Raw genomic sequence first — 14,726 nt, 5'->3', positions numbered from 1 at the left:
CGATACCACCTTGGCTGCAACTTCCGTTGTCTAAGACAGAAAGGTCACGCCAATGGGCGTCGAAAAAGTGTCGGACCAGTCGTTTGACTCCGACGTCATCAATGCCTCCGAGCCCGTGCTCGTCGATTTCTGGGCCGAATGGTGCGGTCCCTGCCGCATGGTCGCGCCCGTGCTCGACGAAGTCTCCGGCGAACTCGAAGGCAAGCTGAAGATCGTGAAGCTGAACGTCGACGAGAACCCGGCCACCGCTTCCAAGTACGGCATCATGTCGATCCCGACCTTGCTGCTGTTCAAGGACGGCAAGCTCGCTTCGCGCCAGGTTGGCGCTGCGCCGAAGGCCAAGCTCGTGCAGTGGATCAACAGCGCCATCTGACGCTGCCCGCGATCTAACCGACTGAATGAAACGCCCCGGAACGCACGTTCCGGGGCGTTTGTCTTTGTGCCGGTTACCTGGTGCCATTCGACTGTGGCGGATCTGCATCAGTCGGCAGAAGATTCGCATGCGTACGATCTCGGAAACCCGCGTGCTGCTTTGCAGCATTGATAGCCCTATCAAATCGATCCCTTGAGAACCGTTCAAAAGATTGAAGATCGTTGCGATTTGCAGCCAACTTGCAATCGTCAAGGTACCATATTGACTGCTGCGCTGCACAACCATTCGGGGTGGTGACTCCGTTACGGTAGCCATGATTGAATATGGCACTGATACTTGGGGTTGTGGGGCCGGCTTATGTTGGAACGTTTTCATGGGGTTGGGGCCGTGCGCTCCAGCCGGCGGACGGGTTTGGCCGTCTCTCGTCAGCTGCTTTCCAGCACCACGGCATTGGTCCATCCAAGTGCTATAGCCGCACTGGCCTTCGTCGCCGGCCTCTCGCTCTGGCTGCCGTCGCCGGGCCACGCCGATGAGTTCACGGTCTCCAACCAGGTGGAGTTCGACGCCGCCGTCGCAGCCGCCATCACCAACGGCGTTGCGAACATCATCAATCTCGAAGGTGCCGCCGTGGTTGCCCCCGGCAGCGGCCTGACGTCCCCGGTCGGCGGCCAGCCACTCGACCTGAACGTCGGTGCCGGCGGTACGCTTGGTGTCGACGGCGTCAGCGCCTATGTCAGCGCCCTCTCGGGCTCCGGCACCATTGATCTCGGAACCGGCAAGCTCACCGCGACCGTCGGGGCCGGCGACACCAGCTCCTTCTCCGGCACCATCAATTCCCTCAATTACAGCTACACCAACCCGTATGGCAGCTTCGTCAAGCTCGGCGCGGGCACCCTCATCATCGACGATTCCGACATGAACCGGGGCGAAGGCGCGGTGAACCAGGGCGCCTTCGCCGTCACCAGCGGCACCGCCAACTGGGACACCATGATGGTGGGCAGCGGCGCGGGCGCCGATGGCCACCTCAATGTCTCCGGCGGCACGCTGAACATCGGCGTCGCGCTGCGGGTGGGCGATTTCGGCGGTACCGGCACCGTCACCCAGACCGGCGGCACGGTGGATCTCAAGGCTGACTGCCCCACCATCGCCAATTGTGTCGCACTGAACATCGGCAATCAGGGCGGCACCGGCACCTACGACATCAGTGGTGGCCAGCTGATCCTGGAAGGTGGCAGCCATTCCATCGGCCGCAATTCAGGAGCCAATGCCGCGGGCACGGGTTTCCTGAACATTAGCGGCGACGCCTTGGTGGAGCTGCGGCCGAATGCCGACATCATCAATGATCGCGGCTTCATGGTCATCGGCGATCGCGACAAGAGCAATGATGGTGTCGCGAACAGCAACGGCACCATCGACCAGACCGGTGGCACCTTCCGCGTCATGGCCGGCTCGGAGCTTTACCTCGCCGGTTGGGGCCACGGTACCTACAACCTTGACGGCGGCACGCTGGAGATCGGCGGCGACAGCCTCAAGGGCGTCTACAACAGTGTAGGCGGCACTTACGATTTCAATCTCGGCGGCGGCACCATCAAGGTGATTGGCTCCCAGCTTGTCACCTCGGTCGATGCCGAACTGACTGGCGGCACCTCGACGATCGATACAAACGGCCTAGGCGCCACCTGGAACGGCACGCTAAGCGGCGCCGGGAACCTGACCAAGACCGGGGCCGGCACCCTTCTGCTTAACGCTGCCAACAGCTTCACCGGCGACGTCGGCATCGATGCCGGCTCGCTCCAGCTCGGCAATGCCAGCGCGCTCAATGCGCAGAACGATGTGAACATCGCCACCGCCGGCACGCTCGACGTCAATAATTTCGTAACGCAGATCGGCGCGCTTTCGGGCTCCGGCACCATCGACCTCGGCACCGGCACGCTGGTGACCACCATCGGCGAAAACGAGGCCCGGTCCTTTTCCGGCACCATCAAGTCCGACAATTACAGCTACACCAATCCCTACGGCACCTTCGCCAAGAATGGCGCCGGCACCCTCATCATCGACAACTCGACCATGGAAAAGGGCGAGGGCGCGGTGACCGCAGGCGCCTTTGCCGTCACCAGCGGCACCGCCAAGTGGGACACCATGATGGTGGGGACCGGATCGGGTTCCGCAGAGCTCAACGTCTCCGGCGGCACGCTGAACATCGGCGTCGCGCTCCGGGTAGGCGATTTCGGCGGCACCGGCACGGTGAATCAGACCGGTGGCACGGTGATGCTCAAGGCGGCCTGCCCGACCATCGCCAATTGCGTCGCGCTGAACGTCGGCAACCAGGGCGGCACCGGCATTTATGACATCAGCGGCGACGGCAAGCTGATCCTCGAAGGCGGCAGCCATTCCATCGGCCGCAATGAGGGCTCACGGGCCGCCGGCAACGGTACGCTCAACATCAGCGAGAATGCCCTGGTGGAACTGCGGCCCAATACCGAGAACCCGGACACGGACCGCGGCTTCATGGTCATCGGCGACCGCAGCCAGAGCAATCAGGGTATCGATAACAGCAGCGGCACCATCAACCAGAGCGGCGGGACCTTCCGTGTCATGGCCGGCTCGCAGCTTTACCTCGCCGGCTACGGCAAGGGGACCTACAACCTCGACGGCGGCACGCTGGAGATCGGCGGCAGCAGCCTTATGGGCGTCTACAACAATGTAGGCGGCACCTACGACTTCAACCTCGGCGGCGGCACCATCAAGGTGATCGGCTCCCAGCTCGTCACCTCGGTCGACGCCGAACTTACCGGCGGCACCTCGACCATCGACACCAATGGCTTCGGTGCCAGCTGGACTGGCGCTCTCACCGGCGCCGGCGCGCTACGCAAGACCGGGACCGGAACACTCGTCCTGGGCAATGCCGGCAACAATTATGCGGGCGGCACGGTGTTCGATGGCGGCACCATCCAGGCCAACAATGCCGGCGCCATCGGCACCGGCGCCTTCTCCGTCGTCTCCGACAGTACGCTGGCCTTTGGCAGCGCCTTCGCGCTTGGCAATACCGCGAGCATTGCCGAGGGCGTGACCGCCACCATCGACACCAGCCTCGGTGCGGGCACCCTGAACGGCGTGATCTCCGGCGCCGGTGGGCTCACCAAGACCGGCGCCAACAGCCTGACGCTCGGCGCCGCGAACACCTATAGCGGCGCGACCACGATCAACCAGGGCACGCTCGCCACCGCAGTCGCCAATGCGCTGTCCACCAGCACGGCGGTGACCATCGCCAGCGGCGCCGCTCTCGATCTTCAGGGCAACAGCCAGACCATCGGCTCGCTCAACGGCGCCGGAAATGTCTCGCTCGGCGCCGGCTTCCTCACCACCGGCAGCGACAACGCCAGCACGAGCTTTGGCGGGGTCATCTCAGGCAGTGGCGGTCTCACCAAGACCGGCACCGGCCGCTTCGAGCTCTTCGGTGACAGCCTCTATACCGGCGACACCAATATCAATGGCGGCATCCTCGCCGTGAACGGCAGCATCACCTCCGACGTGTTCGTCAATGCCGGCGGCACGCTGGGCGGCAAGGGCACGACCGGCGACATCACCGTGCTGTCGGGCGGCATCCTCGCGCCCGGCAATTCGGTCGATACGCTGCACGCGGTCGGCAACGTCACCCTGAGCGATGGCGCGCTCTACGAGGTGGAGACCAATGCGCTGACCAGCGACCGCACCGAGGCCACCGGAAATGTGACGGTCGACGGTGATCTGCAGATCAATACCGCCGCCGGTTACACGGTGGGCCGGGAATACAAGATCTTCACCGCCAACGGCGCCGTCAGTGGCAAGTTCGACACGGTAGACGTGCTGCAGGACCTACCCTTCCTGGTGGCGGACATCGACTACAATGCCCAGGACGTGGTGCTGACCTTCAACCCGCTGGCCACGGCTTGGTCGGCCTTCGCCGACACCTCCAACCAGGCCGGTGTCGCCAAGGCCGTGCAGTCACTCGGCCTCGGCGATCTCGTGTTCGACACCATCCTCGGCCTGAATGCGGCGCAGGCGAACCAGACCTTCGACCGGCTCTCCGGCGAGGTCCATGCCTCCACCTCGACCATGCTCATCAGCGACAGCCGGTTCGTGCGCGAAGCGGCTCTGGAGCGGGCGCGCGCGCCGATCGAGCGGCTCGCGCCGGTTCCCGCCATGCCGGTCAAGGCCGCGCCGCCGCCGCAGGCTGTCGACCAGTCGAACGGCGTCTGGGCCAAGGGCTTCGGCTCCTGGGGCGACTGGGACGGCAATGGCAATGCCGCCAGCCTCGACCGCGACATTGGCGGCATCTTCGTCGGCTATGACCGGGTGATCGGCGAGACCTGGCGCTTCGGCGTCGCCGCCGGCTATTCGGAGGCAGACTTCCACGTCTCCGACCGGGCTTCCTCCGGCAATGCCAAATCCTATCACGTCGCCGGTTATGGCGCGGGCAATTGGGGCGACTTCGGCGTGCGCTTCGGCGGCGCCTATAGCTGGAACGACATCTCGACCGACCGCAGCGTCGTTCTCGCCGACGGCGTCAATTCGCTCTCGGCCGACTATTCGGCCAGCACCGCTCAGGTGTTCGGCGAGGTCGGCTACACGTTTGCCGCCGCGCTCGCGAACTTCGAGCCGTTCGCCAGCCTCGCTTATGTCAATCTCGACACTGACGGCTTCACCGAGAATGGTGGCGCTGCCGCCCTTACCACGCGCGACGCCAGCGAGGGCGTGACCTACTCCATCCTCGGCGTGCGCGTGGAAGCCCAGCTCGCCCCGACGGCCACGCTGAAGGGGTCGTTGGGTTGGCAGCATGCTTTCGGCGACACCACGCCGGAGCGCGAATCCGCCTTCGCCAGCGGCAGCCTGCCTTTCATCGTCACCGGCGTTCCGATCGCCGAGGATGCGCTGGTCGTGGAAGCCGGGCTCGACTACGCGATCCTGCCGAACACCGTGCTCGGCGTCTCCTATTCCGGCCAGTTGGCGGACGAGGCCACCGACAACTCGCTGAAGGGCAGCGTCGTCGTCAAGTTCTGAGCGCGCGGGCATTAAGCAACGTCATTCTGAGGTGTCGCCACCGGCGGCCTCGAAGGGTGTTGAAGCAGAAGGCGCCCCACTGGGGTGGACATCCTTCGAGGCTCGCTTCGCTCGCGCCTCAGGATGACGCGGCTCTAAAAAGGGCCGCGCAGAGATATCTGCGCGGCCCTTGTGTTTAGTTGCTCACACTGTCTCCAGCGGCACCAGGCCGGCCTCGATCGCTTTGCGGCGTGGCTCGAGGAAGGGCGGCAGCGCCAGCTTTTCGCCGAGGGCTTCCGCCGGCTCGTCCTGCGCGAAGCCGGGGCCGTCAGTGGCGATCTCGAACAGGATGCCGTTGGGCTCGCGGAAATACAGGCTGCGGAAATAGAAGCGGTCCACCGGCCCGCTCGACGGTATCCGCAGCTCGTTCAGGCGCGCAGCCCAGGCGCGATACTGTTCCTCGTCAGGCGTGCGGAAGGCGACGTGATGCACGCTGCCCGCGCCTTGGCGCGAGCGCGGCAGATGCGGCTCGACCGCGACATGGAGTTCCGCCGCCGGCCCGCCTTCGCCCATCTCATAGACATGGACCGCGGAGCCCGCCAATTCATAGGTCCGTGCCGGGCGCATGTTCATCACCTGGGTGAGCACCACGTCGGTCGGCGCCAGGTCCGGCACGCTCATCACGATCGGGCCGAGGCCGCGGATCTGGCGCTCGGCCGGAACCGGGCTGCGCTCCCAGGGATGCGCGTCGCCGGCACCGCCATCATCGATCAGGCTGAGGCGCTGGCCCTCGAAATCCTCGAAGTCGAGGGTGAGCCGGCCGTCGCGGGTGACGATGCCGTCATGCTTCACGCCTTCGCTGGCGAGGCGTTCCGCCCACCAGTTCAGCGTGCCCGCGCCGGAGACGCGCAGCGAAGTGCGAATGATCGCATTGGTGCCGCGGCGCTCGCGGGGCACGCGCCAGTCGAAGAAGGTGAGGTCGGTGCCGGGAGACGCCTCCTTGTCGGCGTAGAACAGGTGATAGGCCGAGACGTCGTCCTGGTTCACGGTCTTCTTCACCAGCCGCATGCCGAGCGTCTTGGTGTAGAAGGCGTGGTTGCGGGCGGCCTCGGCCGTCACTGCGGTAAGATGATGAATGCCAGTGAGTTGCATGGTTCGATCCTCCTGGCGCAAAGATAGGCTGCTTCTCGTCGCAATACGATTGCAAGGGTGCAATGCGGCTTTGCCGAATTCAGGGTTCAGACCAGACCGAGGCCGGTCACCCCATCGAACACCAGTTTGAGCGACAGCAGGAACAGCGCGGCGACGACGACACGGTAGAAGATAAGCTCCGGTATCCGGCGTGTCAGCCATACGCCGAGGAAAGTGCCGGCGATGGCGATCGGCAGCAGCATGGCGGCGATCCTGAGATTGCCGATGCCGAGCTGCCCCAAGGCCCAATAGGGCGGCAGCTTCATCACATTGATGGCCGCGAACAATATGGTCGAGGTGCCGGCATAGACCATCTTCGGCAGGCGCTGCGGCACCACGTACATCTGGTAGGGCGGCGCTCCGGCATGACTGACGAAGCTGGTGAAGCCGCTGAGCGCCCCCCAGAACACGCCGCGCGGCACGTCCGCCGGCTTTGCGGTTCCGCCGCCGCTCCAGAACCAGCGATACATGCAAAAGGACAGGCCGATGACGCCGACCAGCAGCATCACCAGCGGTTCGGACACGATCGAGGCGGTGGCCCAGCCGATGCCGACGCCAAGCGCGGCGGCCGGCATCAGGATCGCGAGGTTTCGGCGCGAGAACTCGCGCCGATACGCATAGACGCCGAACATGTCGCTGACGACATAGACCGGCAACAGCAGCCCGGCGGCGGCGATGGGCGACATCACCAGCGACATGATCGGCACGGACAGCATGCCGATCATCGGCACGCCGCCCTTGCCGGTGCCCACCGCAATCGCCGCCAGCATCGCGGCGACGATGAACGCCGGCTCCAACTCGCTGATCACTGAAGTGCCTGATGCTAGGCGCTGTTCCTCACGCCGCCGTCTTACGCCGCCTTGGCACCTTGCAGCCGCTTCGCGACGGTGGCGCGCAGCGTGTTCAGGTCGTGGACGAAGTTGCGGATGCCCTCGGAGAGCTTCTCGGTCGCCATCGGGTCTTCGTTCATGGCGAAGCGGAACGCCTTCTCGTCAAAATCGAGCTTGGCCGGCGCGCCCTCGGTGTTCGACGGGTCGAGCCTGCGGACCAGAGTGCCTTCGTCCGCTGCCAGCTGGTCGAGCAGCGAGGGGCCGATGGTAAGGCGGTCGCAGCCCGCCAGCGCCTCGATCTCGCCGGTGTTGCGGAACGAGGCGCCCATGACCACGGTCTTGATGCCGTGCTTCTTGTAATAGGCGTAGATGTTCCGCACCGAGACCACGCCCGGATCGGTCTCGGCGGTGAAGGGGCCTTCGCCGGCCTTGACGTGCCAGTCGAGGATGCGCCCGACGAAGGGCGAGATCAGGAAGGCGCCGGCATCGGCGCCCGCGGCGGCCTGCACCAGCGAGAACAGCAGGGTGAGGTTGCAGTCGATGCCTTCCTTCTGCAGCACTTCCGCGGCGCGGATGCCTTCCCAGGTCGAGGCCACCTTGATCAGGATGCGCTCACGCCCGACGCCGCGCTCCTCATAGGATTTGATGAAGGCGCGCGCCTTGTCGAGCGTCGCCGCGGTGTCGAAGGAGAGATCGGCATCGACCTCGGTGGAGACCCGGCCGGGGACGATGGTGGTCAGCTCGGAACCGAAGTTCAGCGCCAGCCGGTCGCATACCGCCTTGGTGACGTTCTCCAGGCTGCCGCTCTGCTTCTGGCCCCATACGATGGCCTCGTCGACCAGATGGGCATAAGCGGGCTGCTCGGAGGCTTTCAGCAGCAGCGTCGGGTTGGTGGTGCAGTCCTGCGGCTTCAGGCGCCGCACCGCCTCGATGTCACCGGTATCGGAGACGACCACGGTCATGGTGCGGAGCTGGTCGAGCTTTGAGGTCATCGTCGCGCTCTCTCATCTGGCGGCGCCCCGGGCAAGATCACGGGGCCGATTGCTGCGGAAGGTTGGACCACATATCGCCGGTCCGCTTCAAGCGGTCGCGGGCCGGCAAGGCTGTTGCGCTGCCAATTATTTACACGAAGGCAATGACAGTGTGACCATGCGTAGGTTTGTACGCCGGTTGCTGAATTCAAGTTCGGCGCGGACCGGTCAGCGGCGGCGGAAGCCGACATAGCCGGCATCGGCGTCGTACAGCACGTCGAAGCCGTTCAGCAGGTGGAAGCTGGTATTGACGAAGGGCTTGGCCTCGCTGGAGACGCGCAGATGCGTGCCTTCCGGCGCCAGCGGCGAGCCGTCGCCGACGGTGAAGCCGTAGAGATCGATGTCGCCGGCGCGGATCGCCACCTGCGTGCCCGGCGGCAGCGTGCGCTCGGCCCCTTGCGCCTGTTCGGGCGGCACGGTCATGAACATGGCGCTGACGCCGGTGTCGACCAGCATCGAACCGCAGGCCGGCGGGCTCGCGCCGTTCAGGGTGATGCAGGCGGGCGTGGCGGCCCAGTCGGGCCGGTCGGGCTGGCGTTCCAGCTTCAGGAAGCGGAAGTCGCCGCGCGTATTCTCGCGCGTCAGCCCGACATGGACGCCCTCCGCCGCGAGGATGTAGCCGCGCCGGCGCGGCCCGTCGCCGCCGGTGACGCGCAGCAGCGGATTCTTCTCCGGGGTGGACTGGCCTTGCCGGTCGCCCTCGCGGGCGAAGCCGACGCCGACCATGGCGATGCCGGAGGGATCGTCATGGGGCGTGCAGTTACGGGCATTGTCCAGGCAGCGCACCTCGCTCACCGCCAGCACCGGCATCGGCTCGGTGGAGACGCTGCCGCCCTCCTGCCCGGTCAGTGTGACCGGGGTCACCACCCATTGGCCGATCATGACGCGGCCGGAGCTGGTATAGGTCAGCCGCCCGTCGCCCTGCACCGGCAACTGGTCGAGATTGGGGATATAGCGCGCGGCGACGACGATGCCGGTCGAGCCGGAATCGATCACCGCCCGGATTGGTTCGCCGCCGAACGACAGGCCGATGCGCGGCACCGCGCGGATGCCGCCGGCCTCCGCGTTCAGATAGCGCAGGAACTTGCCCTCGCCGAACATGGCGTAGTCCGGCCGCTCATCGGCCGCCAGCGGCCGGATGAGGAAGGCCAGGCCGACCATGGCTACCAGGATGGCACGGCTCGTCGTACTCGTCCGCTGCCTGACACGCATATGGCCTGCCTCCCGATCCCGCCGTCTTGTCGCGAGGTTAGGTCGCTCATCCCTTAATTTGGCTTGTCGGCGGTACGCAACTTTTAGCCATCGCAAAATTTAGCTCTCGCAAGCAGGCTCCAGGGCCTTCCAGAGGTCGGGGAAACCCTTCCGCGGCAAGGAAAACATGGCACACTCACGGGCGTCACACCGCAAGCTCGGGAGAGCATCGATGAGTGCGTTCCGTAAAGCCTCTATTGCCGCTGCCTTTGCCTTGACGCTAAGCCTCGCCGCCGGCAGTGCCGAAGCCGCCATTGCCACCCCCGCCACCGGCGCGGCGGTTCCTGCCAATGTCGGCACCGTCACCGAGAATGTCCGCTGGGTCTGCGGCGCGTTCCATTGCTGGTGGCGTCCCAACTTCCCCGTCTGGTGGGGAACGCCGGGCTATGCGCGCGGCTGGGCACCGCCGCCGGGTCCGCGCTGTTTCTGGCGTCGTGGCTGGGGTGGGCAGTGGGTTCAGGTCTGCCCGTGAGCATTTGGCTTCTCTGATTGCTCAATTGCATCCCGGACGGGCGTACCAGCCACCCGGGATGCCTACTTCAGTCGCGCGCCCATCCGGAAGAGATCACTCGCCGTTCACGTCGGCGAGGTAAGCGCGCAGCTCATCCCTGAAATGCCGGTCATCCCTGAAGTACCTGGACGTCTTGTCCTTGCCTTCGAGTTCCGGGGCTTCCTTCCAGCCCGGATCCACCCCTGTCATGTCGGGCAATTGGTGGGCGATACCCTTGTGGCAGTCGATGCAGGTGCGCTGCCCGGTGAGCAGATAGCGACCATGGATGTCGGCCGCCCGGCGCGTCTGCTTGGTGAAGTCCATGGCGACCGCCGAGTGGCAGTTCCGACATTCCAGCGAGTCATTGGCCTCGAGCCGCGCCCATTCGTGCTTGGCCAGCGTCAGCCGCATGTCGAGGAACTTCTCGCGCGTCGAGATGGTCCCGAAGATCTTGCCCCACACCTCCTTGGACGCCTGCATCTTGCGGGCGATCTTGTCGGTCCAGTTGTGCGGCACGTGGCAGTCCGGGCAGCTTGCGCGAACCCCGGACCGGTTGGTGAAGTGCACCGTCTGCTGCAGCTCCTGATAGACGTTGTCGCGCATCTCGTGGCAGGAGGTGCAGAACTTCTCGGTGTTGGTGACTTCCAGCGCGGTGTTGAAGCCGCCCCAGAATATGACGCCGCAGATAAAACCGCCGAGCGTCAGGAAGCCGAGCGGAAGATAGGCGCTGGGCCGGCTGATGATCTGCCAGAACCGCACCACGATGCGCCAGGCGGCAAGGAAGAGAGCCTTCAGCATCCCCATCGCGCCGGCCTATCGCTTGCGGCCGACATCGTCGGCATCGACGAAATCATTCGGCACCAGCACCCTCGCATCGGTCTGCTGGACATGGCACTCGGTGCAGAAATAGCGGCGGGGCGTCACGTCCACGAGCACCTGGCCGTCGCGGTCCTGGAAGTGGGTCACGCTGATCATCGGCGCGCCCGAGCCTTCGGTGAACTCGCGCCGGTGACACTCGAGGCAGCGGTTCGCATTGATGGTGAGCTGATAGCCGTCGATCGAATGCGGGATGATCGGCGGCTGCTCGGGATAGTTCCGCATCCGCCGCATGTCGTCGACGATCGGGCGATCGAGCGGCGGGACGGGGACCTGCCCCATCGGGTTGGCTGCTCCGGTGAGCCGGGGCACCAGCGTGACCGGCGCCGCCTCCTGCGAGCGGGCACCGAACACGGCGAGCGAAGAGCCGGCGCACGCCGCGACGGCGATCACCAGCAGGGACATGGCGTTCAGACGGGGACGATCTTCACCGCGCATTTCTTGAAATCCGTCTGCTTGGAGATGGGATCCGTCGCGTCGAGTGTCGTCTTGTTGATGAGCTGGCTGGCGTCGAACCAGGGGACGAACACGACGCCGACCGGCATGCGGTTGCGTCCACGCGTCTCGATCCGGGTCCGCATCTCGCCGCGCCGCGAGATGATGCGCACCTCGGCGCCCTGGTTGAGCCCGCGCTTGCGCGCGTCCTCGGCATGCATGAAGCAGCGGGCGCCCGGGAACGCCTTGTAAAGCTCCGGCACCCGCATGGTCATGGAGCCCGAGTGCCAGTGTTCGAGCACCCGGCCGGTGACCAGCCAGAAATCATATTCCGCGTCCGGCACCTCGGCGGGGGGCTCGTAGGGCACCGCGATGATCTTGGCGCGGCCGTCGGCGTTGCCGTAGAATTCGACACCCTTGCCCGCCTTCACATAGGGGTCGAGCCCCTCGCGATAGCGCCAGCGCGTCTCCTTGCCGTCGACCACCGGCCAGCGCAGGCCGCGCACCTGGTGGTAGGTGTCGAACGGCGCGAGGTCGTGGCCGTGGCCGCGCCCGAAGGCGGCATATTCCTCGAACAGGCCCTTCTGGACGTAGAAGCCGAACGCCTTCGCCTCGTTGTTGGCGTAGTCCGGGCTGGTCTCGCTCATCGGGAAGCGGTCGACATTGCCGTTCTTGAACAGCACCTCGAACAGCGTCTTGTCGCGATAGTTCGGATTGGCGTCGAGAAGCTCCGCCGGCCAGACCTCGTCGGTGGTGAACCGCTTCGAGAACTCCATCATCTGCCATAGGTCGGAACGCGCCTCGCCCGGTGCCTGCACCAGCTGGTGCCAGAAATGGGTGCGGCGCTCGGCATTGCCGTAGGCGCCCTCCTTCTCCACCCACATCGCCGCCGGCAATATGAGGTCGGCGGCCATGGCGGTCACCGTCGGATAGGCGTCGGAGACGACGATGAAGTTCTCCGGGTTGCGATAGCCGGGATAGGCCTCGTTGCTGTTGTTCGGCGAGGCCTGGAGATTGTTGTTGACCTGTATCCAGTAGAAATTGAGCTTGCCGTCGCGCAGCATGCGGTCCTGTTCCACGGCGTGATAGCCGGGCTTGGCCGGAATGATGCCGTGGGGAATGCGCCAGATCTCCTCGGCATGCTTGCGATGCTCGGGATTGACCACCGTCATGTCCGCCGGAAGCCGGTGGGCGAAGGTGCCCACCTCGCGCGCCGTGCCGCAGGCCGAGGGCTGGCCGGTGAGCGAGAACGGGCTGTTGCCCGGCTCGGAGATCTTTCCCGTCAGCAAATGCAGGTTGTAGACGAGCTGGTTCGCCCACACGCCCCGCACATGCTGATTGAAGCCCATGGTCCAGAACGAGACGACCTTGCGCTGCGGATCGGCATAGAGCTCGGCGAGCTGCTCCAGGAAGCCGGGCTCGACGCCGCTGAGCTTGGAGACCTTGTCGAGCGTGTAGTCCTTCACGAAGGCGGCGTAGGCGTCGAAGTCGATCGGCTCGGTCGCCGCGACATCCTTGGCCTTGCGCGCCGCGATCTCGCGCGGATCGTCCTCCCTCAGCCCGTAGCCGATCTCGGTCGCGCCGCGCACGAAGGCGGTGTGGTTGCGCACGAAGTCCTGATTGACGCGGCCGGTCGTGATGATGTGGTTGGCGATGTAGTTGAGGATGGCGAGGTCGGTCCCGGGCTTGAAGACGATCGGGATGTCCGCGAGGTCCGAGCTGCGATTGGTGAAGGTGGAGAGCACCGCGACCTTCACATGCGGATTGCCGAGCCGGCGGTCGGCGACGCGGGTCCACAGGATGGGGTGCATCTCCGCCATGTTCGAGCCCCAGAGCACGAAGGCGTCCGTGACCTCGAAATCGTCATAGCAGCCCATCGGCTCGTCCATGCCGAAGGTGCGCATGAAGGCGTAGGCGGCCGATGCCATGCAGTGGCGCGCATTGGGGTCGAGATTGTTGGAGCGCAAGCCCGCGCGCATCAGCTTGGTCGCGGCGTAGCCTTCCCAGATGGTCCATTGCCCCGAGCCGAACATACCGACCGCGGTCGGGCCCTTCTCCTTCAGCACGCGCTTGGCCTGTTCGGCCATGACGTCGAACGCCTCGTCCCAGCTTACCGGGGTGAATTCGCCGTCCTTGGCGTAGGCGCCGTTCTTCTTGCGCAGCAGCGGCTGGGTGAGGCGGTCCCCGCCATACATGATCTTGGAGAGGAAATAGCCCTTCACGCAGTTGAGGCCGCGATTGACCTCGGCGAGCATGTCGCCGTGGGTGGCGACCACGCGCCCGTCCTTGACGCCGACCATGACGCCGCATCCGGTGCCGCAGAAGCGGCAGGGCGCCTTCGACCACTGGATCTTCAGCGCCTCGACGCCACCGGCAACGGGCTGGGCGCCCGCCGGCAGGCTGATATTGGCGGCAAGCGCGGCGACGCCGGCGGCCTGCGCCTTCAATATTTCGCGGCGTGACAGGCTCATGGGACAACTCCGGGATCGTCCAGGATGTCGATCTGTTCGAAGACGAGATTGGCGGCGAGGACGCCGTCCATCAGCCCGATCGCGGCGAGCCGCGCGCCGATCTCACCCGTGGTCGCACCTTCGAGGACGAGCACGATCTTGCCGTTCTCGACATAGTGGACCTCGGTATCCGGCAATGTGCGCAGCTGTGCCACGACCTCGGCGCAGCGATGCGGGAAGGCGACGACGACGGCGCTCGATATGTGAAGGACAGCCTCAGACATGCGGCGCCTCCCTCTTGGGGACGGTCGCAGCAATGGCGTCCGCCGGGCATGCCGCGATGCAGGCGCCGCAGCCCGTACATCGATCCGCGGCGATGAACGGCAGCGCGGGCCCGCCGAGCCGCAGCCGGAAGCTGATCGCCATCTCGGGGCAGGCGTCGCCGCAGCTCTGGCACACGATCCCGCGTGCGGGAAAACACGTGTCCCCGATGACGGCGATGTGCGGGAACGGGGCGATGCTACGGTCGAAGACCGGCTCCGGACACGCATCGGCACATCGCCCGCAGAAAGTGCACTCGCCAGCATCGAACTCGACCACCGGCCGCCGACGGCGATCCAGCGAAATGATCGATTGCGGGCAGGCGGGGATGCAGGCGCCGCAGCCGGAACAGGCCTCAGCGATGACGGAATCGCGTGTCCAGGGCGGACGGACCAGATGCTCGGCGGCGAAGCCGCCGCTCAGAAAGGTCCGCCTGTCGAGCCCCTGTCTGCCCATGGC

Annotated in this window: 12 protein-coding genes; 3 read left to right on the top strand and 9 right to left on the bottom strand. The window is 65.6% G+C overall.

Annotated elements, in window-relative coordinates; all coding sequences use genetic code 11:
- The first annotated feature begins 52 nt into the window (after positions 1 to 52).
- Positions 53 to 373: a thioredoxin gene (gene trxA / locus G3545_RS17065; protein ID WP_170014474.1), complete on the top strand. Its 321-nt coding sequence runs from the start codon at positions 53 to 55 to the stop codon at positions 371 to 373.
- 411 nt (positions 374 to 784) lie between these two features.
- Positions 785 to 5,413 (top strand): autotransporter domain-containing protein, encoded by a 4,629-nt coding sequence (locus G3545_RS17060; RefSeq protein WP_170014473.1) that lies wholly within the window; start codon positions 785 to 787, stop codon positions 5,411 to 5,413.
- A gap of 183 nt (positions 5,414 to 5,596) precedes the next feature.
- On the opposite strand, the gene G3545_RS17055 is transcribed toward G3545_RS17060, so the two are convergent.
- The 4 genes from G3545_RS17055 to G3545_RS29725 form a co-directional block, all read right to left on the bottom strand.
- Positions 5,597 to 6,544, bottom strand: a complete 948-nt coding sequence (locus G3545_RS17055; protein ID WP_170014472.1) for a ring-cleaving dioxygenase — start codon at positions 6,542 to 6,544, stop codon at positions 5,597 to 5,599.
- An 86-nt stretch (positions 6,545 to 6,630) separates the two neighbouring features.
- Complete coding sequence (locus tag G3545_RS17050; RefSeq protein ID WP_170018130.1) at positions 6,631 to 7,389, bottom strand: sulfite exporter TauE/SafE family protein; 759 nt, start codon at positions 7,387 to 7,389, stop codon at positions 6,631 to 6,633.
- A 44-nt stretch (positions 7,390 to 7,433) separates the two neighbouring features.
- Positions 7,434 to 8,405: a transaldolase gene (gene tal / locus G3545_RS17045; RefSeq protein ID WP_170014471.1), complete on the bottom strand. Its 972-nt coding sequence runs from the start codon at positions 8,403 to 8,405 to the stop codon at positions 7,434 to 7,436.
- A 207-nt stretch (positions 8,406 to 8,612) separates the two neighbouring features.
- Positions 8,613 to 9,656 carry a hypothetical protein gene (locus G3545_RS29725; RefSeq protein ID WP_246702447.1) on the bottom strand — a complete coding sequence of 348 codons (1,044 nt, stop codon included), beginning with the start codon at positions 9,654 to 9,656 and terminating at the stop codon, positions 8,613 to 8,615.
- A gap of 211 nt (positions 9,657 to 9,867) precedes the next feature.
- On the opposite strand from G3545_RS29725, the gene G3545_RS17035 reads away from it, so the two are divergent.
- Positions 9,868 to 10,167 (top strand): hypothetical protein, encoded by a 300-nt coding sequence (locus tag G3545_RS17035; RefSeq protein WP_246702446.1) that lies wholly within the window; start codon positions 9,868 to 9,870, stop codon positions 10,165 to 10,167.
- Positions 10,168 to 10,260: 93 nt separating this feature from the next.
- Here G3545_RS17035 and G3545_RS17030 read toward each other — a convergent pair whose 3' ends face one another.
- Genes G3545_RS17030 through napF form a run of 5 tightly spaced genes read right to left on the bottom strand, consistent with a single transcriptional unit; the run spans position 10,261 to position 14,723 of the window.
- On the bottom strand, positions 10,261 to 10,989 hold the full coding sequence (locus G3545_RS17030; protein ID WP_170014469.1) for a cytochrome c3 family protein: 729 nt from the start codon (positions 10,987 to 10,989) through the stop codon (positions 10,261 to 10,263).
- Positions 10,990 to 10,998: 9 nt separating this feature from the next.
- A complete protein-coding gene (locus tag G3545_RS17025; RefSeq protein WP_170014468.1) occupies positions 10,999 to 11,499 on the bottom strand; it encodes a nitrate reductase cytochrome c-type subunit in 501 nt (166 codons plus the stop codon).
- Positions 11,472 to 13,967, bottom strand: a complete 2,496-nt coding sequence (napA, locus tag G3545_RS17020; RefSeq protein ID WP_170014467.1) for a periplasmic nitrate reductase subunit alpha — start codon at positions 13,965 to 13,967, stop codon at positions 11,472 to 11,474. The genes G3545_RS17025 and napA overlap by 28 nt, the downstream gene beginning before the upstream one ends.
- Positions 13,964 to 14,230: a chaperone NapD gene (locus G3545_RS17015; protein ID WP_170014466.1), complete on the bottom strand. Its 267-nt coding sequence runs from the start codon at positions 14,228 to 14,230 to the stop codon at positions 13,964 to 13,966. Before G3545_RS17015 ends, napA begins: the two co-directional genes overlap by 4 nt.
- Positions 14,223 to 14,723 (bottom strand): ferredoxin-type protein NapF, encoded by a 501-nt coding sequence (gene napF / locus G3545_RS17010; RefSeq protein WP_170014465.1) that lies wholly within the window; start codon positions 14,721 to 14,723, stop codon positions 14,223 to 14,225. Before napF ends, G3545_RS17015 begins: the two co-directional genes overlap by 8 nt.
- Positions 14,724 to 14,726: the final 3 nt, after the last annotated feature.

It is taken from the genome of Starkeya sp. ORNL1, assembly GCF_012971745.1.
In the GTDB taxonomy this organism is placed as follows: Bacteria; Pseudomonadota; Alphaproteobacteria; order Rhizobiales; family Xanthobacteraceae; genus Ancylobacter.
This window is presented reverse-complemented; position numbering and strand designations above follow the sequence as displayed.

Excerpts from the sequence above, each read along its gene's own strand:
- trxA (WP_170014474.1), top strand. The coding sequence starts at position 53 with ATGGGCGTCGAAAAAGTGTCGGACCAGTCGTTTGACTCCGACGTCATC.
- G3545_RS17055 (WP_170014472.1), bottom strand. The coding sequence starts at position 6,544 with ATGCAACTCACTGGCATTCATCATCTTACCGCAGTGACGGCCGAGGCC.
- tal (WP_170014471.1), bottom strand. The coding sequence starts at position 8,405 with ATGACCTCAAAGCTCGACCAGCTCCGCACCATGACCGTGGTCGTCTCC.
- G3545_RS29725 (WP_246702447.1), bottom strand. The coding sequence starts at position 9,656 with ATGCGTGTCAGGCAGCGGACGAGTACGACGAGCCGTGCCATCCTGGTA.
- G3545_RS17035 (WP_246702446.1), top strand. The coding sequence starts at position 9,868 with ATGAGTGCGTTCCGTAAAGCCTCTATTGCCGCTGCCTTTGCCTTGACG.
- G3545_RS17030 (WP_170014469.1), bottom strand. The coding sequence starts at position 10,989 with ATGGGGATGCTGAAGGCTCTCTTCCTTGCCGCCTGGCGCATCGTGGTG.
- G3545_RS17025 (WP_170014468.1), bottom strand. The coding sequence starts at position 11,499 with ATGCGCGGTGAAGATCGTCCCCGTCTGAACGCCATGTCCCTGCTGGTG.
- napA (WP_170014467.1), bottom strand. The coding sequence starts at position 13,967 with ATGAGCCTGTCACGCCGCGAAATATTGAAGGCGCAGGCCGCCGGCGTC.
- G3545_RS17015 (WP_170014466.1), bottom strand. The coding sequence starts at position 14,230 with ATGTCTGAGGCTGTCCTTCACATATCGAGCGCCGTCGTCGTCGCCTTC.
- napF (WP_170014465.1), bottom strand. The coding sequence starts at position 14,723 with ATGGGCAGACAGGGGCTCGACAGGCGGACCTTTCTGAGCGGCGGCTTC.